Source organism: Pseudomonas fluorescens, from assembly GCF_001623525.1.
Classification (GTDB): Bacteria; Pseudomonadota; Gammaproteobacteria; order Pseudomonadales; family Pseudomonadaceae; genus Aquipseudomonas; species Aquipseudomonas fluorescens_Q.
Genome location: NZ_CP015225.1, coordinates 5,669,353 through 5,689,404, shown reverse-complemented (window position 1 = coordinate 5,689,404; position 20,052 = coordinate 5,669,353). Strand labels below are relative to the sequence as shown.

At 63.4% G+C, this 20,052-nt stretch carries 23 protein-coding genes; 9 read left to right on the top strand and 14 right to left on the bottom strand.

Annotation, left to right across the window (positions count from 1 at the left end; all coding sequences use genetic code 11):
• Positions 1-12: 12 nt before the first annotated feature.
• The gene (locus TK06_RS24645) at positions 13-801 is read right to left on the bottom strand and encodes a YfaP family protein (RefSeq protein ID WP_063324177.1); all 789 of its coding nucleotides are present in this window, start codon (positions 799-801) and stop codon (positions 13-15) included.
• A 269-nt stretch (positions 802-1,070) separates the two neighbouring features.
• Between TK06_RS24645 and TK06_RS24640 the strand changes: the two genes are divergently transcribed.
• The 5 genes from TK06_RS24640 to TK06_RS24620 all read left to right on the top strand — a co-directional run bounded on the left by TK06_RS24640 (position 1,071) and on the right by TK06_RS24620 (position 7,604).
• On the top strand, positions 1,071-2,207 hold the full coding sequence (locus TK06_RS24640; RefSeq protein ID WP_063324176.1) for a Fic family protein: 1,137 nt from the start codon (positions 1,071-1,073) through the stop codon (positions 2,205-2,207).
• Positions 2,208-2,436: 229 nt separating this feature from the next.
• On the top strand, positions 2,437-2,679 hold the full coding sequence (locus tag TK06_RS24635; protein ID WP_003185917.1) for an exodeoxyribonuclease VII small subunit: 243 nt from the start codon (positions 2,437-2,439) through the stop codon (positions 2,677-2,679).
• Positions 2,676-3,563, top strand: a complete 888-nt coding sequence (gene ispA / locus TK06_RS24630) for a (2E,6E)-farnesyl diphosphate synthase (protein ID WP_063324175.1) — start codon at positions 2,676-2,678, stop codon at positions 3,561-3,563. Before TK06_RS24635 ends, ispA begins: the two co-directional genes overlap by 4 nt.
• 115 nt (positions 3,564-3,678) lie before the next feature.
• Positions 3,679-5,577, top strand: a complete 1,899-nt coding sequence (gene dxs, locus TK06_RS24625) for a 1-deoxy-D-xylulose-5-phosphate synthase (protein ID WP_063324174.1) — start codon at positions 3,679-3,681, stop codon at positions 5,575-5,577.
• Between the two features lie 146 nt (positions 5,578-5,723).
• Entirely contained in the window at positions 5,724-7,604 is a 1,881-nt protein-coding gene (locus TK06_RS24620; RefSeq protein WP_063324173.1) for a TonB-dependent receptor domain-containing protein, read from the top strand.
• A gap of 65 nt (positions 7,605-7,669) precedes the next feature.
• On the opposite strand, the gene TK06_RS24615 is transcribed toward TK06_RS24620, so the two are convergent.
• The 12 genes from TK06_RS24615 to nrdR all read right to left on the bottom strand — a co-directional run bounded on the left by TK06_RS24615 (position 7,670) and on the right by nrdR (position 16,542).
• Positions 7,670-8,455 carry a cobalamin-binding protein gene (locus tag TK06_RS24615; protein ID WP_063324172.1) on the bottom strand — a complete coding sequence of 262 codons (786 nt, stop codon included), beginning with the start codon at positions 8,453-8,455 and terminating at the stop codon, positions 7,670-7,672.
• On the bottom strand, positions 8,455-8,874 hold the full coding sequence (locus tag TK06_RS24610; RefSeq protein ID WP_063324171.1) for a hypothetical protein: 420 nt from the start codon (positions 8,872-8,874) through the stop codon (positions 8,455-8,457). Before TK06_RS24610 ends, TK06_RS24615 begins: the two co-directional genes overlap by 1 nt.
• Complete coding sequence (ribA, locus tag TK06_RS24605; protein ID WP_030140454.1) at positions 8,871-9,488, bottom strand: GTP cyclohydrolase II; 618 nt, start codon at positions 9,486-9,488, stop codon at positions 8,871-8,873. The genes TK06_RS24610 and ribA overlap by 4 nt, the downstream gene beginning before the upstream one ends.
• Positions 9,489-9,598: 110 nt before the next feature.
• The gene (locus TK06_RS24600; protein ID WP_063324170.1) at positions 9,599-10,357 is read right to left on the bottom strand and encodes a substrate-binding periplasmic protein; all 759 of its coding nucleotides are present in this window, start codon (positions 10,355-10,357) and stop codon (positions 9,599-9,601) included.
• An 11-nt stretch (positions 10,358-10,368) separates the two neighbouring features.
• The gene (locus TK06_RS24595) at positions 10,369-10,872 is read right to left on the bottom strand and encodes a phosphatidylglycerophosphatase A family protein (RefSeq protein WP_003206020.1); all 504 of its coding nucleotides are present in this window, start codon (positions 10,870-10,872) and stop codon (positions 10,369-10,371) included.
• Positions 10,869-11,834: a thiamine-phosphate kinase gene (gene thiL, locus TK06_RS24590; RefSeq protein ID WP_063324169.1), complete on the bottom strand. Its 966-nt coding sequence runs from the start codon at positions 11,832-11,834 to the stop codon at positions 10,869-10,871. Before thiL ends, TK06_RS24595 begins: the two co-directional genes overlap by 4 nt.
• A gap of 18 nt (positions 11,835-11,852) precedes the next feature.
• Positions 11,853-12,353: a transcription antitermination factor NusB gene (gene nusB / locus TK06_RS24585; protein ID WP_057713127.1), complete on the bottom strand. Its 501-nt coding sequence runs from the start codon at positions 12,351-12,353 to the stop codon at positions 11,853-11,855.
• Positions 12,350-12,826: a 6,7-dimethyl-8-ribityllumazine synthase gene (gene ribH, locus TK06_RS24580; protein WP_003206025.1), complete on the bottom strand. Its 477-nt coding sequence runs from the start codon at positions 12,824-12,826 to the stop codon at positions 12,350-12,352. The genes nusB and ribH overlap by 4 nt, the downstream gene beginning before the upstream one ends.
• A 301-nt stretch (positions 12,827-13,127) precedes the next feature.
• On the bottom strand, positions 13,128-14,219 hold the full coding sequence (gene ribBA, locus TK06_RS24575) for a bifunctional 3,4-dihydroxy-2-butanone-4-phosphate synthase/GTP cyclohydrolase II (protein WP_063324168.1): 1,092 nt from the start codon (positions 14,217-14,219) through the stop codon (positions 13,128-13,130).
• A gap of 16 nt (positions 14,220-14,235) precedes the next feature.
• Entirely contained in the window at positions 14,236-14,901 is a 666-nt protein-coding gene (locus TK06_RS24570; RefSeq protein ID WP_041022468.1) for a riboflavin synthase, read from the bottom strand.
• 46 nt (positions 14,902-14,947) lie between these two features.
• Positions 14,948-16,081, bottom strand: coding sequence for a bifunctional diaminohydroxyphosphoribosylaminopyrimidine deaminase/5-amino-6-(5-phosphoribosylamino)uracil reductase RibD (ribD, locus tag TK06_RS24565; protein WP_063324167.1), 1,134 nt, complete (start codon positions 16,079-16,081; stop codon positions 14,948-14,950).
• Complete coding sequence (gene nrdR, locus TK06_RS24560; RefSeq protein WP_013694316.1) at positions 16,078-16,542, bottom strand: transcriptional regulator NrdR; 465 nt, start codon at positions 16,540-16,542, stop codon at positions 16,078-16,080. The genes ribD and nrdR overlap by 4 nt, the downstream gene beginning before the upstream one ends.
• A 127-nt stretch (positions 16,543-16,669) precedes the next feature.
• Between nrdR and TK06_RS24555 the strand changes: the two genes are divergently transcribed.
• The 3 genes from TK06_RS24555 to trxA all read left to right on the top strand — a co-directional run bounded on the left by TK06_RS24555 (position 16,670) and on the right by trxA (position 18,859).
• Positions 16,670-17,134 (top strand): YbaY family lipoprotein, encoded by a 465-nt coding sequence (locus TK06_RS24555; RefSeq protein WP_063324166.1) that lies wholly within the window; start codon positions 16,670-16,672, stop codon positions 17,132-17,134.
• Complete coding sequence (locus TK06_RS24550) at positions 17,131-17,787, top strand: class I SAM-dependent methyltransferase (RefSeq protein WP_063324165.1); 657 nt, start codon at positions 17,131-17,133, stop codon at positions 17,785-17,787. The genes TK06_RS24555 and TK06_RS24550 overlap by 4 nt, the downstream gene beginning before the upstream one ends.
• Before the next feature lie 199 nt (positions 17,788-17,986).
• Positions 17,987-18,859: a thioredoxin gene (gene trxA, locus TK06_RS24545; protein ID WP_063324164.1), complete on the top strand. Its 873-nt coding sequence runs from the start codon at positions 17,987-17,989 to the stop codon at positions 18,857-18,859.
• Between the two features lie 35 nt (positions 18,860-18,894).
• Here trxA and TK06_RS24540 read toward each other — a convergent pair whose 3' ends face one another.
• Positions 18,895-19,287, bottom strand: coding sequence for a hypothetical protein (locus TK06_RS24540; protein ID WP_063324163.1), 393 nt, complete (start codon positions 19,285-19,287; stop codon positions 18,895-18,897).
• Between the two features lie 120 nt (positions 19,288-19,407).
• Between TK06_RS24540 and TK06_RS24535 the strand changes: the two genes are divergently transcribed.
• Positions 19,408-19,986, top strand: a complete 579-nt coding sequence (locus TK06_RS24535) for a DUF2796 domain-containing protein (protein ID WP_063324162.1) — start codon at positions 19,408-19,410, stop codon at positions 19,984-19,986.
• Positions 19,987-20,052 lie beyond the last annotated feature (66 nt).

The window sequence follows — 20,052 nt, the reverse complement described above, 5'->3', positions numbered from 1 at the left end:
ATCCGTGGAGCGTTAGTAGTTGAAAGTCTTGACCAGCAGCAGATCGCCAATGGCACGCAGGGGCACGACAAAGGTCTCGCGTTTTTCATCGACGGTGTTTTCATTGAGCACCAGGTTGATCTGCGAGGTGATCACCTCGTTGTCGTTGCTGGTCTCGTCAAAGTTGTAGCCACCGCTGCCGTAGTTGCCCCAGTAGTTCACGTAGACCAGGTAGGTGCCGTGCATCGGCGCGGTCATGGTGAACATTTCAGGGCCCGGGCCATCGACGCCATCCGGGTCGAGGCCGCCGCCATTGGTCAGCGCCGGCCGGCCGAAGAACGCATGTTGGCCGTCGGGTGTGACGATATGCAGATCGAGTTCGGCCTTGGGGTCGTCCCAGCCCAGCACCACGCGGATCTGCGCGGGAGTGCGCAGGTTGTTGGCTTCATAGAATTGCACGCGCTTGAGGGACTGGCCTTCGGAGCTGCGCACCTCGACGCTGTTGGAGCCGGCGCCGAACGCATACGGCCGGGCGAAACGCCCCTCGTCGTCGGTGTAGAGATTCAGTGGATTGCCGTTGACCGCCAGGCTATGGGGCTGGCGAGCCGTGCCCATGGCCTTGAGCCGGCCCTCGATCATCGTGCGGTTGCGCTGCACGCCCCGGTCGATGGGCGGCGTGGGATAGGCGACCTGCGGGTTTTCAGTGCGATCGAGCAAGCCGCTGTAGCGCCAACCGCCCACCGGCTCCGACATCTCGGCAGAAGGCTGCGCCCACGCCAACGGCGCGCCGAGCAACACGATCAATAAAGAAAGAAAACGCACGTATGCCTCCTGCCATGCACGACGCAACCCGGCGCTGATCCTCAGCGCTGCTTGTCATTATTCGGGCTTCGTCTGAAGGCCCCGTCGCAACGGGGCTGTAGATGGCGCGAAGGTTAGCGATTCGGCGAATTATTAACAATCGGGGAACGCGCGATTCTGTGTGGGAAATCACGTACTGAGAGGTGCGTGAGCCGAATAGCAGGCGTATTCGGCTCACGAAATGAGCCGAATAGCGCTATTATTCGGCTCACTCATCTTTGGACAGGCGCATGGCACCCCATTGGATCTGGCAACAGCCCGACTGGCCCGGCTTCCGCTGGCAAGCTGAAGCATTGGCACCGCTGCTTCGCGAATGCGTGCAGACCCAAGGCCAGTTGCTCGGCATGACGGGCGCGGTCACGGCTTCGCTCAGTGCCCAGAGCGAACTGGATACCTTGCTGCAAAACATCGTGACCTCCTCGGCTATCGAAGGAGAGCAACTGAATGTCGGCTCGGTGCGCTCGTCCCTGGCCCGCCGCCTCGGCCTGGAACAAGGCGACGACACGCCGGTCAGCCAACGCAGCGAAGGCTTGGCGAACCTCTTGCTGGACGCTACCCGGCATTTCAACCAGCCCCTGACTGTCGAACGCTTGCTGGAATGGCATGAGTGGTTGTTTCCTGATCAAACCAGCGACTTTGCCCACCGACAGATCCGCGTAGGCACGCTGCGCGGTGACGAACCGATGCAGGTAGTCTCTGGCAGGTTGGACCGCCCCACCGTTCACTTCGAGGCGCCTCCCCGCCAGGGTCTTGAACAGCAATTGCAAACGTTCATCGACTGGTTCAAGACCAGTCGTCATCAGGCCGACCTCGATCCATTGTTGCGTGCTGGCATCGCTCATTTCTGGTTCGTCACCCTGCATCCATTCGACGATGGCAATGGCCGCCTGACCCGCACCCTGACCGACCTGGCACTGGCCCAGGGCGAGGCCCAGGCAATCCGTTTCTACGCCATGTCCGTGAGCATCCTCGACGACCGCGCCGGTTATTACCGGCTTCTGGAGAACAGCCAGAAGGCCACACTGGATATCACCGCCTGGCTGACCTGGTTTCTGCAGACGTTGTTGCGCAGCCTCCAGCAGGCGATGAAGCGGATCGACAGCGTGTTTTGCAAAGCGAGATTCTGGCAAGTTCATCGCAACAGCGCGCTTACGCCTGAGCAGATCAAGGTACTCAACCGAATGCTCGATGGCGGTGAAAAAGGCTTCGAGGGCGGAATCAGCGCAGCCCAATACCAAGCAGTGGCGAAGGTTTCCAAGGCGACGGCAACCCGCCATCTCGCCGAACTGCTGGAGAGAGGCTGCCTGGAGCGAATGCCCGGCGGTGGGCGCAGTACCCGGTATCGGGTCAGTTATCCGGCCCGCTGAAATTCCGTGGCGAGGGAGCTTGCTCCCGCTGGGCTGCGAAGCGGCCCCAACCTGCGGGGGCTGAACCGGATTGCGACTGCTGCGCAGCCGAGCGGGAGCAAGCTCCCTCGCCACAAAAGCAGGTCGGTGCAAGCCCGTTGTCCCGCTTCGATCCCCCTGCCCTGATTTGCCCCAAAACCCCATGTCTGCTAGTGTCGCGCCGGTTTAACAGTCAACCGGAATAGCCGCCATGGCCCGCAAAAAAGCTGCACTGGATTTCGAACAATCTCTGGCCGACCTGCAAACGCTGGTGGAACGGCTGGAGAACGGCGAATTGTCGCTGGAAGACTCGCTGACCGCCTTCGAGCAGGGTATCGGCTTGACTCGCGACTGCCAGGCAGCGCTGGCCCAGGCCGAGCAGAAGGTGCAATTGCTGCTCGAGCGCGACGGCGAGCTGACCGAAGAGCCTTTCGACGCGGAACAGCCTGAATGATCGGCGCCTATCAGGCCAGCAGCCAGGCCCGGGTCAATGCTGCATTGGATAGCTTGTTCAGCGCCCCTAGCCCGGAGCTGGCGCGCCTGTACGAAGCCATGCGCTACAGCGTGATGAACGGCGGCAAGCGTGTACGGCCGCTGTTGGCCTACGCCGCGTGCGAAGCCTTGGGCGGCCAGGCCGAGCAAGCCAACGGCGCCGCCTGTGCGGTGGAGTTGATCCACGCGTATTCGCTGGTGCACGACGATTTGCCGGCCATGGACGACGACGACCTGCGTCGCGGCCAGCCCACCACCCACAAGCAATTCGACGAAGCTTGCGCGATCCTGGCCGGCGACGGCTTGCAGAGCCTGGCGTTCAGCGCCCTGCTGGATCCGGCCCTGAGCGATTGCCCGGCGCAGGTTCGCCTGGACATGGTCAGTGCCCTGGCGCTGGCGGCAGGCCCTGCGGGAATGGTCGGCGGCCAGGCCATCGATTTGGGCTCGGTGGGCCTGAAGCTGGACCAGAGCGCCCTGGAATACATGCACCGGCACAAGACCGGCGCCTTGATCGAGGCCAGCGTCCGGCTCGGCGCCCTGGCCAGCGGCCGGGCCACGCCCGCCCAGTTGCAAGCCTTGCAGACCTACGCCCGAGCCATCGGCCTGGCGTTCCAGGTGCAGGACGACATCCTCGACGTCGAAAGCGATACCCAGACCCTGGGCAAGCGCCAGGGTGCCGACATCGCCCGCGATAAACCGACCTACCCGGCCCTGCTCGGCCTCGACGCCGCCAAGGCCTACGCCCTGGAGCTGCGCGACCAGGCCCTGGCCGCGCTGCGACCCTTTGACGCGGCGGCCGAGCCGTTGCGCGACTTGGCGCGCTATATCGTCGAACGACGCAGCTGATACAGGGTCAACCCATTCATAAGTGCGTATCGGCCAAGTTCCGGCCAACGCGTGGGCAGCTTGCGATCCATAAGGTAAACTGCCGCCTCTTTCTATACCTATAACGATTCGCCTGATGCCCACGACGTTTCAAGAGATTCCCCGCAAGCGCCCGACCACGCCCCTGCTGGACCGCGCCAACACGCCGGACGGCCTGCGTCGCCTGGGTGAAGCCGAGCTGGAAACCCTGGCCGATGAGTTGCGCCTGGAGCTGCTCTACACGGTCGGCCAGACCGGTGGGCACTTCGGCGCGGGCCTGGGCGTCATCGAGCTGACGATCGCGCTGCATTACGTGTTCGACACCCCGGACGACCGGCTGGTGTGGGATGTCGGGCACCAGGCCTACCCGCACAAGATCCTCACCGGCCGTCGCGAGCGCATGGGCACGCTGCGCCAGAAGGACGGTATCGCCGCCTTCCCGCGTCGCTCCGAGAGCGAATACGACACCTTTGGCGTCGGTCACTCCAGCACCTCCATCAGCGCCGCCCTGGGCATGGCGATTGCCGCTCGCCTGCAAAACAGCGAGCGCAAGGCGATTGCCGTGATCGGCGACGGCGCACTGACCGCGGGCATGGCCTTCGAGGCGCTGAACCACGCGCCGGAAGTCGACGCCAACATGCTGGTGATCCTCAACGACAACGACATGTCGATCTCGCGCAACGTTGGCGGTTTGTCCAACTACCTGGCAAAGATCCTCTCCAGCCGCACCTACGCCAGCATGCGCGAAGGCAGCAAGAAAGTGCTGTCGCGCCTGCCCGGCGCCTGGGAAATCGCCCGCCGCACCGAAGAATACGCCAAGGGCATGCTGGTCCCCGGCACGCTGTTCGAAGAACTGGGCTGGAACTACATCGGCCCCATCGACGGCCATGACCTGCCCACGCTGATCGCTACCCTGCGCAACATGCGCGACCTCAAGGGCCCGCAGTTCCTGCACGTGGTCACCAAGAAAGGCAAAGGCTTCGCCCCGGCGGAAGTCGACCCGATCGGCTACCACGCCATCACCAAGCTCGAACCCCTGGACGCTCCAGCGGCCGCACCGAAAAAGGCCGGCGGACCAAAGTACTCCGGCGTCTTCGGCCAATGGCTGTGCGACATGGCCGCCGCCGACCCGCGCCTGGTGGGCATCACCCCGGCGATGAAGGAAGGCTCGGACCTGGTGGCCTTCAGCGAGCGCTACCCGCAACGCTATTTCGACGTGGCGATTGCCGAGCAGCACGCCGTGACCCTCGCCGCCGGCATGGCCTGTGAAGGCGCCAAACCGGTGGTGGCGATCTATTCGACGTTCCTGCAACGGGCCTACGACCAACTGATTCATGACGTCGCCGTACAGAACCTCGACGTGCTGTTCGCCATCGACCGCGCCGGCCTGGTGGGCGAAGACGGCCCGACCCACGCCGGCAGCTTCGACCTGTCGTTCCTGCGCTGCATCCCCGGCATGCTGGTGATGACCCCGAGCGATGAAAACGAGCTGCGCAAGATGCTCACCACCGGCCACCTGTTCAATGGCCCGGCGGCAGTGCGTTACCCGCGTGGCACCGGCCCGAACGCGACGATCTCGCCCGACCTTGAGCCAATCGAGATCGGCAAGGGCGTGATTCGCCGCCAGGGCAAGCAAACCGCCCTGCTGGTATTCGGCGTGCAACTGGCCGAGGCCTTGAAAGTCGCCGACACCTTGGACGCTACCGTGGTGGACATGCGCTTCGTCAAACCCCTGGACGAAGCCCTGGTGCGCGAGATGGCCGGCAGCCATGACCTGCTGGTGACCATCGAGGAAAACGCCATCATGGGCGGTGCCGGCGCGGCGGTCAGCGAATTCCTGGCCCGGGACAACATCCTCAAGTCGGTGCTGCACCTGGGCTTGCCGGACCTCTATGTCGAACACGCCAAGCCGGCGCAGATGCTCGCCGAATGCGGGCTGGACGAGGCGGGGATCGAAGCGGCGGTGCGCCAGCGGTTGCAGTTGTTGGGCCTGTAACGCTCAAACGATACAAAACCCTGTGGGAGCGGGCTTGCTCGCGAAAGTGGTGTATCAGTCAATATCGAATTCGACTGACACACCACTTTCGCGAGCAAGCCCGCTCCCACATTGGCTTGTGTGAAGCACACATGATCGGAACCCCCATGAAACTCCGCCTCGCCCTCACCTTCTCTCTGCTACCCACCCACGAACTGCTGGCCGACACCTTCGAACGCGACCAGGCCCTGAAGCTGCCCGACATCGTGATCAGCGCCAACCGCCAGGTCGAGGCCCGCAACGACAGCAGCGCCGCCAATACCGTGTTCAACCGCGACGACATCGAGCGCTTGCAGCCGGCCAGTGTCACTGACTTGCTCAGCCGTGTGCCAGGCGTGCAGGTGGCACCGCTGGGTGGGCGCGGCAGCCTGCCGGGGATTTACATTCGCGGGACCAAATCGGCCCAGAGCCTGGTGCTGGTGGACGGCCAGCGCATCGGTAACGCCACCTCCGGTGACAGCAACCTGCAACGCCTGAACATCAACCAGATCGAGCGCGTGGAAGTGCTGCGCGGTTCGCGCTCGGTGATCTACGGTGCCGATGCGGTGGGCGGTGTCATTCAGATTTTCACCCGTCGCGGCAACGAGCAAGGCCTGCAACCGCGCCTGCATATGGGTGTCGGCAGCCATCAGACCTGGGAGCGCAGCCTGGGCCTGTCCGGTGGCGACGACCAGACCCGTTTCAACCTCGGCGCCAGCCTCGACGACAGCGCCGGAAGCAATCGGACCCACGAGTCCTACGCCAGCGATCGCGACGACGATGCCAACCGCAACCAGTCCTTCAGCCTGAGCCTGAGCCATGCGGCCAGCGATGACGTGGAAGTTGGCCTGAACCTGCTGGATAACCGCGGCAAAAGCGAATACGACAACCCGTTCGGCCGCTTCGACCCGGCCACTTTCGAATCCCTGCCTCAGCAACCCTACAGTGAGTTTGCGGTGAGCAGCTTCAGCACCTATGTGGACGGGCGAATCAACGAGGCCTGGAAGTCACGCCTGGAACTGGGCCACAGCGAGAACCGTGAAAAAACCTTCGACAAGCTCAGCGATGTCCGCGAAGTGTTCAACACCTACCGCGATTCCGTGACCTGGCAGAACGACGTGACGCTGAACGAGCGCAACAGCCTGATCGTCGGCGGCGACTGGTATCAGGACCGGGTCAACAGCAGCACGCCGTTCGACGAAGACAGCCGCTGGAACCGTGCCGCGTTCATCCAGCACCGCTTCCAGGCCGAAACGTTCTCCACCGAACTGGGCCTGCGTCGCGACCAGAACCAACAGTTTGGCGGCCAGAACAGTTGGAGCGGCACGCTTACCCTGCCGATCAACGCGGACAACGACCTGTTGCTGACCTACAGCGAAAGCTTCCGCGCGCCGACCTTCAACGACCTGTACTACCCGGACTTCAGCAATCCTGACCTGAAACCTGAAACGGCGAAAAGCTACGAGCTGCAATGGCGCAGCCAACTGAGCGACAGCGCCCGCCTGGAGACCTCGCTTTACCGCACGGACCTGGAAGACGCGATCATCTTTGGCAGTAACTCACGCCCACAGAACGTTGCCTCGGCGCGGATCAACGGTTTTGAGATGGCCTACCTGCAGGATGTGTTCGGCTGGCAGGGCAACCTGGGCCTGGCCATCATCGACCCACGTGACCGCGACAGCGGCCACACTCTGGCACGCCGCGCCCGGCGGACCTTGAGCCTGGACCTGGACCGGCAATTCGACCGTCTGGGCCTGGGCGCCACCTGGCAAGCGGTGAGTGGCAGCTATGACGATGAAAACAACCGCAATGCCCTGGGTGGCTATGCCTTGCTCGGGCTGCGCGGCAGCTGGGCGTTGACCCGGGAGGTCAAGCTGGAGATGAAGGTGGATAACCTGCTGGACAAGGGTTACAGCCGGGCGCTGTATAGCCATGATGGAGCCCAGTATGGGTATCGGGAGGAAGGTCGGACCTGGTTGCTTGGGGTGACTTGGACCCCCGCCCTCTGATCTGGAATTTGTGCTGTTTGGGCGGGCCCAATCGCGAGCTTGCTCGCGATTGGGCCCGCCGCAATCTATCTGTCTGGCGCAATCAACTCACATAGCCGCGCCGTCGCCTCGATCATCTGCCCACTGGGCCGCTCCAGCCCCTTGTCATTGACCAGCAACAACCGCCCCTGCGCCACCGGCCAGGTTTTCCAGGCATCGAGCTGCGCCTGCTCCGTGGCCAGGATGACCTGCGGATTGCGTTGCAGCACCGCTTCCACGCTCACCTGCGGGGCCGGCACGCTCAGGTCAGCGAAGACGTTGCGAGCGCCGCACACCGCCAGCGCATCACTGATGATCTGCCCGCCCCCGACGGTGTACAGCGGCCGGTCCCAGACTTGGTAGAACACCGGCAACGGCGGGTCCCGTCGATAGCGCTGGCGTAACGCTTCCAGACGCACACGCAACTGCGCCGCCCGCGGCGCGCCCCGCTCCGGGCGGCCGAGCTGCATGGCAATGTCTTCAATTTGCGCGATGAGTTGGTCGAGGCTGCGGGGCTCGGCGACATAAACGGCAATACCCAAGCCCTTGAGTTGCTCGCGCTGCGCCGGGCCGACACTGCCGGGCCAGAGCAGGAGCAGGTCGGGCTGGAGGCTGAGCAAGCGTTCCATGTCCAGTTGGCCGTAACGGCCTACGGAGGGTAGGTCCTTAAGGATTGGCGGACGGTCACCGCCATCCAGCACGCCCACCAAGAGGTCGGCGGAGCCCAGTTCAACGACGATTTCCGACAACGACGGCGCGAGGCTGACGACCCGCGAAGCCGCCATCGTCGAGGCGCTGAGGGCCAGCAGCAAGACCGCCAGCCAGCGGTTCATCAGCCGAGTTGGCGCGGGATGCGGTACAGGTAGAACAACACGGCGGTCGACAAGGCCAGCAGCATCAACGGCACCGCTTCCAGGCCCACGAACACCGCAAGGGCACCAACCCAGGCCGGTAGCCCGGCCACCAGGAAGGCTGAGCGGCGACGGGCCGCCAGGTCAATCCAGGCCTGGGGTTCTTCGGGCGTGTCGAGCGCTTTCTGGGTGGCGATCAGGGCTTGCTTGTACGGCCCGAAGAATCGCAGGCTGACAAACATCGACGCCACGCCGGCAATGAACAGCGGCATCGCCAGCACCGGCAGAATCGCTTCGCCCTGGCCGAACACCGCGTTGATCACGAACAGCGGCAGCAAGGCCAGGGCCAGGTATTTCCACCAACTGACCGATAGCCGCCGCCGAACCTGACCGCGCGTCACGCCCGGTCAACCTCGCCTTGGTGCTCGTTACCCATCATGTGGTCGAGCTTGCTGGCCTTGGTTGCCAGGTAGAGTTTGTTGTGGGGGTTGTGACCGGTGTGCAGCGGCACACGCTCGGCCACCACGATGCCCATGTCGGTCAAGGCCTTGACCTTGCGTGGGTTGTTGGTCATCAGCCGCAGGGACTTGATACCCAGGTGTTCGAGCATCGGCAAGCAAATGCTGTAGTCACGCAGGTCGGCGGCAAAGCCCAGGCGTTCGTTGGCTTCCACAGTATCGGCGCCGCCATCTTGCAGTTCATAGGCGCGGATCTTGTTCAACAAGCCGATACCACGCCCTTCCTGGCGCAGGTACAACAACACACCACGGCCTTCACGGGCAATGGCTTGCAGCGCGGCCTCGAGTTGCGAACCGCAATCGCAGCGCTGGCTGAACAGGGCGTCGCCGGTCAGGCATTCGGAATGCAGGCGGCCCAGCACCGGTGCACCGTCGGCGAAATCACCCAGGCTCAGCACAACGTGCTCGCGGCCGGTGGCTTCATCGAGAAAACCATGCATGGTGAATTGCGCAAAGGGCGTTGGCAGCTTGGAAGCGGCAACAAAAACGACAGGCACCGGTGTGCTCCTGATTCTAGTACTGGAGATTCGCAGAGGCGGGCATTGTAACAGCACGATCCGACAGACGCTTAGGCTGAATTATCGCTAATGAACATCGATAAGATTGATCATGGCTTCGGCGGCTTGCCATTCTCGTCGAAAGGATAGGGTTGCTTCCAGCGTTCGAAAATCGGTTTCAACTCGCCGCTCTTCACCAACACTTCCATGCGTCGATCGAACAGCGCCCGCAACGTACGGCCGTTTTCGTTGTTGGCGAACCCCAGGTACAGCGGCAAATTGATCAGGGGCGAAAACTTGAATTGCTTGGGATCGTCGGCCTTGGCAAGCACATCCTGGATTTCCATCAACGCATCGATATAAAAATCGGCACGATCATGGGCCAGCATCGGCAAGATACCTACGGCGCGGTGAATCTCATTGAAACGCCGGATGTTGGGCAGGTAGTTGTTGTATTCGTACCCGCGCATCCACACCAGTCGATAGTTGCCAATCGTCGCCAGCGTCGGTGAAGGCTTGGAGGCCAGCCCCAAGGCATAGATATGATCGACGTCGTAGTGCCAATGCGGGTAAAGCACGCCTTCGGATTCATCCCGATAGGCGCCAACCTGCACGTCGACCTCGCCGCGCTGCACCAACCCGATCGAGCGGGTGTAGGGCACACTGCGGATCTCCAGCTTGACGCCTTCAGGCTCGAAGACCGCGCGCAAGATATCCCAGCCCATGCCCTGGCCATCGGCCTGGGTGTAATCGGCCCACTCTTCGCTGGCCGCACGGATCTTGTCAGGCAGCGGCGTCGACTCGACCGCCCTTGCCCCCAAACAGGCTCCTAAACACAGCAACAGCAGTAGTGCGCGGCTTACGCCCATGCCTGACTCCCTCAGGTGAAACACCACACCAATCCCTGCATTGCCAGCCAGGCGAAAACCCCGGCCAACACATCATCGAGCATGATACCGACACCGCCGTGTACATGCCTGTCGATCCAGCGGATCGGCCACGGCTTGAGGATATCGAAGAAACGGAACACCAGGAAACCCGCCAGCAACCAATACCAGCCTTCCGGTACCAGCCACAAGGTGATCCACATGCCGACCATTTCGTCCCAGACGATGCCTTCATGATCGTGCACCCGAAGGTCATCCGCCACTTTGCCACACAGCCAGAAGCCAAACAGCATGGTGATGCCCAGCATCAACCAGTAGCCCCAGTCCGGCAACATCTGCCACAACGGTATGAAGGGTAGCGCAACCAGCGAGCCCCAGGTGCCCGGGGCTTTGGGTAAAGTACCCGAACCGAAGCCAAATGCCAGGAAATGCCAGGGATTGCGCCAGACCGAAGGCGGAACGAACTCTGCCGGGACCTGGTTGGGATGATCTGTCACGGTGTCTCCCGAAAATGTTGATAGCCCCGCACTGGCGGGGTGATGTCGTGCCCGAGGCTGTCGACCAGCGTGACGCCTTGCCCGGCCAGTACACGGCCGATCACGTGGATCGGCCAGCCGGCGGCCTGCAACGCCGACAATCGGCTTGCTGGCACGGCGAACAACAGCACGTAATCGTCACCGCCGCTCAGGGCGGCCTGCTCGGCATCCGCCCGGCCAAGAAACGCTACCAGAGCGTTGGACAGCGGCAGTCGGTCCCGTTCAACCTGCAAGGCCACCCCGCACGCTTGGGCGATATGCCCGCAATCGGCCAGCAGGCCGTCGGAAATATCCATCGCCGCGCTGGCCTTGCCCCGCAACGCCAGGCCCAGGTCGATCTGCGGACGTGGCGACCAGTAATGGGCCAGCAACGGCTCGGCAATCGCAGGTTCGGCGCTGCGCTGGCCGAGCACCAGCGGCAATGCGCCGGCGGCATTGCCCAATTCGCCGCCCACACACAGCAGGTCGCCGGGCCGCGCGCCGCTACGGGTCAGGGCCTGGCCGGACGGCACGCGGCCAAACACTGTCATGGTCAGGCTCAGGGGCCCACGTGTGGTGTCCCCCCCCACCAGCGCCACGCCACAGGCCTGGGCCATGTGGTTCAAACCGCGGGCATAGGCTTGCAGCCAATCGGCGGTCACCGTCGGCAAGGTCAGGGCAAGGGTAAAGGCGAAAGGGTTGGCGCCCATGGCGGCCAGGTCACTGACCGCCACGGCCAGCGAGCGCTGGCCGAGCAGGAACGGCTCGCAAGGGTCTGGAAAATGCACACCGGCCACGAGCGTGTCGGTGGACACCGCCAGCTGTTCCCCGGGAGGAACGGCCAGCAGGGCGCAGTCGTCGCCGATCCCCAGCGCAACGCCCTCGCCGCCCTGCGCACAAGGCGCGGCGGCGAAGTAGTGACGGATCAGCTCAAATTCGCCCATAGCCGCTGCAAACGCCAATCAGCGCTTGAACGCCTTCACTTCGGCTTCACGCAAGCGCGGGGCAAGTTTGTCGAGCACACCGTTGACGAACTTGTGGCCATCGGTGGAGCCGAAGACTTTCGCCAGCTCGATCCCTTCGTTGATCACCACGCGGTACGGTACGTCGACGCGCTTGAGCAGCTCCCAGGTGGACAGGCGCAGCACCGCCAGTTCAACCGGATCCAGCTCTTCGATGGTCAGGTCCAGGCAAGGCGTGAGCGCGGTGTCGATTTCAGTCTTGAACTGCGGGACCCCGTGCAGGATCTCGCGGAAGTAAGCGCCATCGACATCACTGAAATCGTTGTCGACCCGAAACTGCGCTTCAATCTCGTTCAGCGATTGCTTGGCCATGTGCCATTGATACAGCGCCTGGGTCGCGAGCTGACGGGCTTCGCGGCGCTTGGCACTTTTCGACGGCTTGCCGGCATCCGCAGGCTTTGGATCGCGCGGGTTGAAACGATCGCTTTCGTCGCTAATCACTTGGCCTCCAACTGCGCCAGCAGGCTGACCATTTCCAGGGCGGACAGGGCAGCTTCGGCACCTTTGTTACCGGCCTTGGTGCCGGAACGCTCGATGGCTTGCTCGATGGAGTCAACGGTCAGTACGCCGAAAGCGACTGGCACGCCGAATTCCATGGACACCTGGGCCAGGCCCTTGGTGCATTCGCCGGCCACGTATTCGAAGTGCGGAGTACCGCCACGAATGACCGCGCCCAGGGCGATGATCGCCGCATATTCGCCCTTTTGAGCGACTTTCTGCGCAACCAGCGGAATTTCGAAGGCGCCAGGGGCACGGATGATGGTGATGTCGCTTTCGCTCACGCCATGGCGAACCAGGGCATCGACCGCACCGCCAACCAGGCTCTCGACCACGAAACTGTTGAAACGGCCCACTACCAGAGCGTAGCGGCCTTTGGGGGCGATGAAGGTACCTTCGATGGTCTTCAGGGTCATTCGTCAGATCTCTTAAAGAGCCGGAGCGCGTTCTATACGCGCTCCTCAGTGATATTAGTCTCGAATCTACAGCACCCGCAGATCCCGTCATGCTGTCCATTTCAAGCTTTTGTGGCGAGGGAGCTTGCTCCCGCTGGGCTGCGAAGCGGCCCCTATTGTGGGTGCTGCGCAGCGGCCCCTATTGTGGGTGCTGCGCAGCGGCCCAGTTGTGGGTGCTGCGCACCCAAGCGGGAGCAAGCTCCCTCGCCACAATGAATCTAACAAGCCTCAAGTGAACAATAATGCCGGAATCCGCAGGCCATTATTCGGAGGGCACGTATTCTACAACTTCCAGATCGAAACCGGATATCGCATTAAATTTCATCGGTGCGCTCATCAGGCGCATTTTACGCACGCCCAGGTCCCGAAGGATCTGCGAACCGGCACCGACAATGCTGTAGGTGGTCGGTTTTTTCACGGCGGCTTGATCCGCGGTTTCGCGGATGTGCGCCAGCAGCACGTCGCCATCGAGTGGGTGCCCGAGCAGCAGCACCACGCCGCTGCCGGCCTCGGCCACCGCGGCCATGGCGGCCCGCAGGCTCCAGCGGCCGGGTTGCTTGACCATCAACAGGTCGCGCAATGGGTCCATGTTGTGCACCCGCACCAGGGTCGGCTCTTCGGCGCACACGGTGCCCAGGGTCAGCGCCATGTGCACGTCGCCTTCCACCGAGTCGCGGTAGGTCACCAGGTTGAACTGGCCCAGTTCGCTGTCCAGCGGCTGCTCGGCAATCCGCTGAACGGTACGTTCGTGGATCATCCGGTAGTGGATCAGGTCGGCGATGGTGCCGATCTTGATGTTGTGTTCGGCGGCGAAGGTTTCCAGCTCCGCACGACGGGACATGGTGCCGTCGTCGTTCATCACTTCGCAGATCACGCCGCTGGGCTCGAAGCCGGCCATGCGCGCCAGGTCGCAGGCCGCTTCGGTGTGGCCGGCGCGGGCCAGGGTGCCGCCAGCCTGGGCCATCAGCGGGAAGATGTGGCCGGGGCTGACGATGTCTTCGGCCTTGGCGTCTTTCGCGGCAGCCGCCTGCACGGTGCGCGCACGGTCAGCCGCGGAAATACCGGTGGTCACGCCCTCGGCAGCCTCGATGGACACGGTGAACTTGGTGCCGAAGCCCGAGCCGTTGCGCGGTGCCATCAGCGGCAGCTTCAGCAGCTCGCAGCGCTCGCGGGTCATCGGCATGCAGATCAGCCCACGAGCATGCTTGGCCATGAAGTTGATGTGCTCGGCCTTGCAGCATTCGGCGGCCATGATCAGGTCGCCTTCGTTCTCGCGGTCTTCGTCATCCATGAGGATGACCATCTTGCCTTGGCGGATGTCTTCAACCAGTTCTTCGATGCTATTGAGCGCCACGCGGCACCCCCTTGGGTCAGGATTTGAGGTAGCCGTTGGCGGCCAGGAAGCTTTCGGTGATGTTGCTGCCGGATGCAGGCTCCGCGGCCTTGTCACCGAGCAGCAGGCGCTCCAGGTAACGGGCCAGCAAGTCGACTTCCAGGTTGACCCGGCGACCTGGCCGGTACGAGGCCATGATGGTTTCGCTCAGGGTGTGGGGAATGATCGTCAGCAGGAATTCGGCACCATCCACCGCGTTGACCGTCAGGCTGGTACCGTCGACGGTGATCGAGCCTTTATGGGCGATGTACTTGGCCAGCTCCTTGGGCGCGCGGATGCGAAACTCCACGGCCCGGGCGTTATCGGTACGCGAGACCACTTCGCCGACGCCGTCCACATGGCCGCTGACCAGGTGCCCGCCCAAGCGAGTGGTGGGGGTCAGGGCTTTTTCCAGGTTGACCGGGCTGCCACTCTTGAGGTCGTTCATGGCCGTGCAGTCGAGGGTTTCACGGCTGACGTCGGCCAGGAAGCCGTTGCCGGGCAGTTCAACGGCGGTCAGGCACACGCCGTTCACGGCGATGCTGTCGCCCAGCTTGACGTCGCTCAGGTCGAGCTTGCCGGTTTCGACGTAGACCCGCACATCGCCGCCCTTGGGGGTGAGTGCACGGATGCTGCCGATGGATTCGATGATGCCGGTAAACATGGAGTCCTCCTCGAGAACAGGCCGCCGCTTGCGCGAAAGCCGGGAATTATACGCTGGCCGGTGGAACGGGAACGGCGATGACTCGCCAGTCATCGCCCACGGCGCGGATTTCGGTGATTTTCAGCTGGGGAGCGTCCTTCATCTGCGCCAGCGGCCAGTCCAACAGCGGCCGCGCCGAAGAACCGAGGAACTTGCCGGCGATGAAAATCTGGAACTCGTCCACCAGCCCTTGCCGGGCAAAAGCGCCCGCCAGGCGCGGACCAGCCTCCACCAGCACTTCATTGACATCCCGGGCAGCCAGCGCCACCAGCAGCCGACGCAGATCGACCTGGCCGTCATCGCCTGCCACGATCATGCATTCGGGACCGTTGGCGTATTGTTCTTCCACCGCCATGCAGGTAGCGACCAGCGCCGGACCGGCCTTGAAAAACGCGGCATCCAGCGGCACCCGCAGACGACCGTCCACCAACACCCGCAGCGGCGGGCGGCTCATGACCAACGCCGTCTGCTCGGCATCGAGCCCGAGTTCATCGGCGCGCACGGTCAGCCGGGCGTTGTCCGCCAGCACCGTATCGGCGCCGGTCAGCACCACACTGGCCTGGGCGCGCAGGCGTTGCACCGCCGAACGTGCGGCCGGGCCAGTGATCCACTGGCTTTCGCCGCTTTCCATGGCGGTGCGGCCATCGAGGCTCATGGCGAGCTTGACCCGCACGAACGGCAGCCCCTGCTCCATGCGTTTGAGAAAACCTTCATTGAGCTTACGTGCTTCACCCTCCAGCACGCCGCTTTCGGTGGCGATGCCGGCCTGGGCCAGCCTTTGCAGGCCACGCCCGGCGACTTCCGGGTTAGGGTCCTGCATCGCCGCCACCACCCGCGCCACGCCGGCGTTGACCAGCGCATCGGCACACGGCGGCGTACGCCCGTGATGGCTGCACGGCTCGAGGGTCACGTAAGCCGTGGCGCCGCGAGCCTGTTCGCCAGCGGCGCGCAGGGCATGGACTTCGGCATGGGGCTCGCCGGCACGGATGTGCCAGCCTTCGCCGACAATCTGCCCGTCACGCACGATCACGCAACCGACCCGGGGATTGGGGTGGGTGGTGTAGTGACCGCGCCGCGCCAACTCCAGGGCACGGGCCATGTAGTGGGCGTCGAGGACGGCCTGCTGCGCCGAGCCGGTCATTCTTTCACCGGTTCGCGAGCCAGGCGGTCGATTTCTTCGCGGAACTCGTTCAAGTCCTGGAAGCGCCGGTACACCGAGGCAAAACGGATGTAGGCGACTTCATCGAGCTTCTGCAGCTCGGCCATCACCAACTCACCGACCACCAGGGATTTGACCTCGCGCTCGCCGGTCGCCCGCAGCTTGTGCTTGATGTGCACCAGCGCCGCTTCCAGGCGCTCGACGCTCACCGGGCGTTTTTCCAGGGCGCGCTGCATGCCGGCGCGCAGTTTTTCTTCATCGAACGGCTGGCGGCTGCCGTCGGTTTTGATCAGGCGCGGCAACACCAGTTCAGCGGTCTCGAACGTCGTGAAACGTTCGCCGCAAGCCAGGCATTCGCGGCGGCGGCGGACTTGTTCGCCCTCGGCGACCAGTCGCGAGTCGATGACCTTGGTGTCGTTGGCACCGCAGAAGGGACAGTGCATGGTGGCAGGCAACAAAAAAAGGGAGGGCCATGGTAGCGCATCCCACTGGCAAGACAAGCCATAGGGTTTACGGTATACAGACGGGCTTACCGTCAGATCCATGGAATTCACCTTGCTGGAGCCACACATGCCGCTACGATCGCTCGTTTTGCTCAGTCTTTTCAGCCTGCTGATGGCGTGCAGCAGCGACGCACCCAAACCCGCGGCTCCCGCCCCGGCACCAGCGCCGAAACAGGCCCAGGAAAAAGCCCGCCAAGCGGCCGAGCTAGGGCCGCTGCCGGCGTATCAGCGCGAATTGAGCGGCACCTTGCAAGGCGTGCCGGCCGGGGCCGAGGTCGAACTGGCGTTGCTGGTGATCGATGACAAGGACCGCCCACAGCAATTACTCGCCAGTTCCAGCCTGATCGGCACCAACCAGGCCCTGCCCTTCCGCCTGCGTTTCAACCCCGATGCCTTCCCGCTCGGCGCTCGCGTCGAGCTGCGCGGCCGCGCCAGCCAGTCGGGCCAGTTGATCCTGCACCTGCCGGAGCAACGCATCAGCCAACCAACCACCCAGGCCCTGGGCGCCCTGCAATTCGTCAAAGCGCCATGAGTGCACCGCAGGACCTGCAACGGGCGTTGAGTGAATTGCTGGGTGACGCGCGCCTGGTGGCCTGCCCGCTACCCGGCGCCGACTTGAAGTTGTGGCTGATCGACGGCGACAACATGGACCGCGCCTTCAGCCCGGAAGAAACCCGGCGCATTCTCCACGAGCCGCCCTATTGGAGTTTCTGCTGGGCCAGCGGCTTGGCGATGGCGCGCTATCTGGCCGAACAGCCGCAGTGGGTCAAGGGCAAGCGCATATTGGATTTTGGCGCCGGTTCCGGCGTGGCGGGCATCGCGGCGGTCAAGGCTGGAGCGCTGGAGGTGGTGGCCTGCGACCTGGACCCTCTGGCGATTGCCGCGTGCCGGGCCAATGCCGCGCTCAATGACGTGGAGCTGGGGTATTCAACGGATTTCTTCGCCGAGGCCGATCGCTTCGACCTGATCCTGGTCGCCGATGTGCTCTACGACCGGGCCAACCTGCCGCTGCTCGATCAATTCCTCAGCCGTGGTCGCGAGGCGTTGGTGGCCGATTCCCGGGTGCGGGACTTCCAGCATCCGCTGTACCGACGCATCGACATGCTCCAGGCCATGACCTTGCCGGACCTGGCCGAGCCTGAAGAGTTTCGGCATGTGAGCCTGTATCACGCGCGGCGCGCCTGAAAAGCTTCGCGAGCAAGCCTGCTCCCACACGGGATCTAGAGTGAACGCGAATGTTGTACCCACTGAAGATCAACTGTGGGAGCGGGCTTGCCCGCGAAGGCGTCCTGTCAGACACCACAGGGCGAAAGACCACCCCGCTTTCAGCCACCCCCCACCAAGCCGTATAGTTGCCCCATTCAAGCGCTCTACGAGATTGCCCATGACTCAGGAAACGCCCTACATCTTCGACGCCACCACCGCCGATTTCGACCAGTCGGTGATCGCGAACTCTTTCCACAAACCGGTGCTGGTGGATTTCTGGGCCGAGTGGTGTGCGCCGTGCAAGGCCCTGATGCCGATGCTGCAAACCATTGCCGAGAGCTATCAGGGCGAACTGCTGCTGGCCAAGGTCAACTGCGACATCGAGCAGGATATCGTCGCCCGCTTCGGCATCCGCAGCCTGCCCACCGTGGTGCTGTTCAAGGACGGTCAGCCGGTCGATGGCTTTGCCGGGGCCCAGCCGGAATCGGCGGTGCGGGCGATGCTCGAACCCCACGTGCAGATGCCACCGCCAGCCGCCGCCGACCCGTTCGAACAAGCCCAGGCGCTGTTCGACGACGGTCGTTTCGCCGACGCTGAAGCCCTGCTCACGGTGTTGCTGGGTGAAGACAACACCAACGCCAAGGCGCTGATCCTGTACGCCCGTTGCCTGACTGAACGCGGCGAGCTGGACGAAGCGCAGACCGTGCTCGATGCGGTAAAAAGCGACGAGCACAAAGCCGCGCTCGCGGGCGCCAAGGCGCAAATCCAGTTCCTCGGCCTGGCCAAGCACCTGCCGGACGCCGCCGACCTCAAGGCGCGCCTGGCGAAAGACCCGCAGGACGATGAAGCGGTGTACCAACTGGCGATCCAGCAACTGGCGCGCCAGCAGTACGAAGCGGCCCTCGATGCGCTGCTCAAGCTGTTCGTGCGTAACCGCAGCTACAGCGAAGGCTTGCCCCACAAGACCTTGCTGCAAGTGTTCGAACTGCTGGGCAACGATCATCCCCTGGTGACGACCTATCGTCGCAAGCTGTTCGCGGCGTTGTATTAGGGGGGCAGCGGCAAGCGGCAAGCGGCAAGATTGCTTCAGCTTGAAGCTTGCGGCTTGTAGCTTGCCGCTTCTTCTCCCACCCAACTGTAGAGCGGCGTATCGGCGCCGCTCAGTACCTTGACCTCCGCACAGTGGCGCAAGCGCACCAACAGGCGTTTGCCCGCCGAGGCGCTGCCGGTCAGGCCTTCGAGTTGCTCCAGCAGGTCCGGACCGCTCAATTGCCCGGCCTTGCGCAGCAGTTCCTTGGCGATCTGCCACTGGGCATCGTCCTGACTCACCGGATTGGCCACCGGTTTGGTCGCCGGGGCCGCGACACTCTCGCACTTGGCCACTTGCAATTGCGCGCCGAGCTGCGCCCAGTCGCTCTCATCCATTTCGATCGACAAGTCCACCGGCCAATCGCCGACGGTTCCGCGTATCCGCAACATCACCGTGCTCCTGAATATTTCATGTTCGCATGCTCCCATGGCCCTTGCGCGACGCCAAGCAGACGGTCAAACTCTCCGCACTTTCGTTATAAGATTACATAACCTTTTCGGAGACTCGTCATGCGTCGTCTGCTTCTCGCTTTGCCGTTCGCCCTGCTGCCATTGGCCGTCGCTCATGGGGCGGTCGAGCATGATCATGACCACGAGCACGGCAGCCTGGGTGCCCATGAACACGGTGTGGGCCGGTTGAACGCCGCCCTGGACGGCCAGACCCTGGAGCTGGAACTGGAAAGCCCGGCGATGAACCTGGTGGGCTTCGAACATGCTGCCACCAGCGATGCCGACAAGGCCAAGGTCGCCGCCGTACGCGCGCAGCTGGACAAGCCACTAGCATTGTTCAACCTGCCGGCCGCCGCCAAATGCACCGTGGCCCAACAGGAACTGGAAAGCCCATTGTTCGGCGATGAACCGGACCACGAAGACCATGATGAAGACGGCGACGAGCACCACGGCGAGCACAGTGAGATTCATGCCCACTACCAATTCACCTGCGCCGCCCCGGGTGCACTGAAGAACCTGGACTTGGCGACCCTGTTCAAAACCTTCCCGGCCACCCAGAAAATTCAGGTACAACTGATCAGCCCAAGCGGCCAGCAAGGCGTGGAAGTGACGGCCAAGGCGGCCAGCCTGAAATTCTAAGTACACCGAAAGCCCATGTGGGAGCGAGCTTGCTCGCGATGAGGCCGGCACATCCAACACAGATGC

Excerpts from the sequence above, each read along its gene's own strand:
- TK06_RS24615 (WP_063324172.1), bottom strand. The coding sequence starts at position 8,455 with ATGAACCGCTGGCTGGCGGTCTTGCTGCTGGCCCTCAGCGCCTCGACG.
- TK06_RS24635 (WP_003185917.1), top strand. The coding sequence starts at position 2,437 with ATGGCCCGCAAAAAAGCTGCACTGGATTTCGAACAATCTCTGGCCGAC.
- TK06_RS24600 (WP_063324170.1), bottom strand. The coding sequence starts at position 10,357 with ATGGGCGTAAGCCGCGCACTACTGCTGTTGCTGTGTTTAGGAGCCTGT.
- ispA (WP_063324175.1), top strand. The coding sequence starts at position 2,676 with ATGATCGGCGCCTATCAGGCCAGCAGCCAGGCCCGGGTCAATGCTGCA.
- TK06_RS24570 (WP_041022468.1), bottom strand. The coding sequence starts at position 14,901 with ATGTTTACCGGCATCATCGAATCCATCGGCAGCATCCGTGCACTCACC.
- trxA (WP_063324164.1), top strand. The coding sequence starts at position 17,987 with ATGACTCAGGAAACGCCCTACATCTTCGACGCCACCACCGCCGATTTC.
- ribH (WP_003206025.1), bottom strand. The coding sequence starts at position 12,826 with ATGACCCTGAAGACCATCGAAGGTACCTTCATCGCCCCCAAAGGCCGC.
- TK06_RS24550 (WP_063324165.1), top strand. The coding sequence starts at position 17,131 with ATGAGTGCACCGCAGGACCTGCAACGGGCGTTGAGTGAATTGCTGGGT.
- TK06_RS24640 (WP_063324176.1), top strand. The coding sequence starts at position 1,071 with ATGGCACCCCATTGGATCTGGCAACAGCCCGACTGGCCCGGCTTCCGC.
- TK06_RS24540 (WP_063324163.1), bottom strand. The coding sequence starts at position 19,287 with ATGTTGCGGATACGCGGAACCGTCGGCGATTGGCCGGTGGACTTGTCG.
- TK06_RS24620 (WP_063324173.1), top strand. The coding sequence starts at position 5,724 with ATGAAACTCCGCCTCGCCCTCACCTTCTCTCTGCTACCCACCCACGAA.
- thiL (WP_063324169.1), bottom strand. The coding sequence starts at position 11,834 with ATGGGCGAATTTGAGCTGATCCGTCACTACTTCGCCGCCGCGCCTTGT.
- TK06_RS24535 (WP_063324162.1), top strand. The coding sequence starts at position 19,408 with ATGCGTCGTCTGCTTCTCGCTTTGCCGTTCGCCCTGCTGCCATTGGCC.
- TK06_RS24555 (WP_063324166.1), top strand. The coding sequence starts at position 16,670 with ATGCCGCTACGATCGCTCGTTTTGCTCAGTCTTTTCAGCCTGCTGATG.
- nrdR (WP_013694316.1), bottom strand. The coding sequence starts at position 16,542 with ATGCACTGTCCCTTCTGCGGTGCCAACGACACCAAGGTCATCGACTCG.
- dxs (WP_063324174.1), top strand. The coding sequence starts at position 3,679 with ATGCCCACGACGTTTCAAGAGATTCCCCGCAAGCGCCCGACCACGCCC.
- ribD (WP_063324167.1), bottom strand. The coding sequence starts at position 16,081 with ATGACCGGCTCGGCGCAGCAGGCCGTCCTCGACGCCCACTACATGGCC.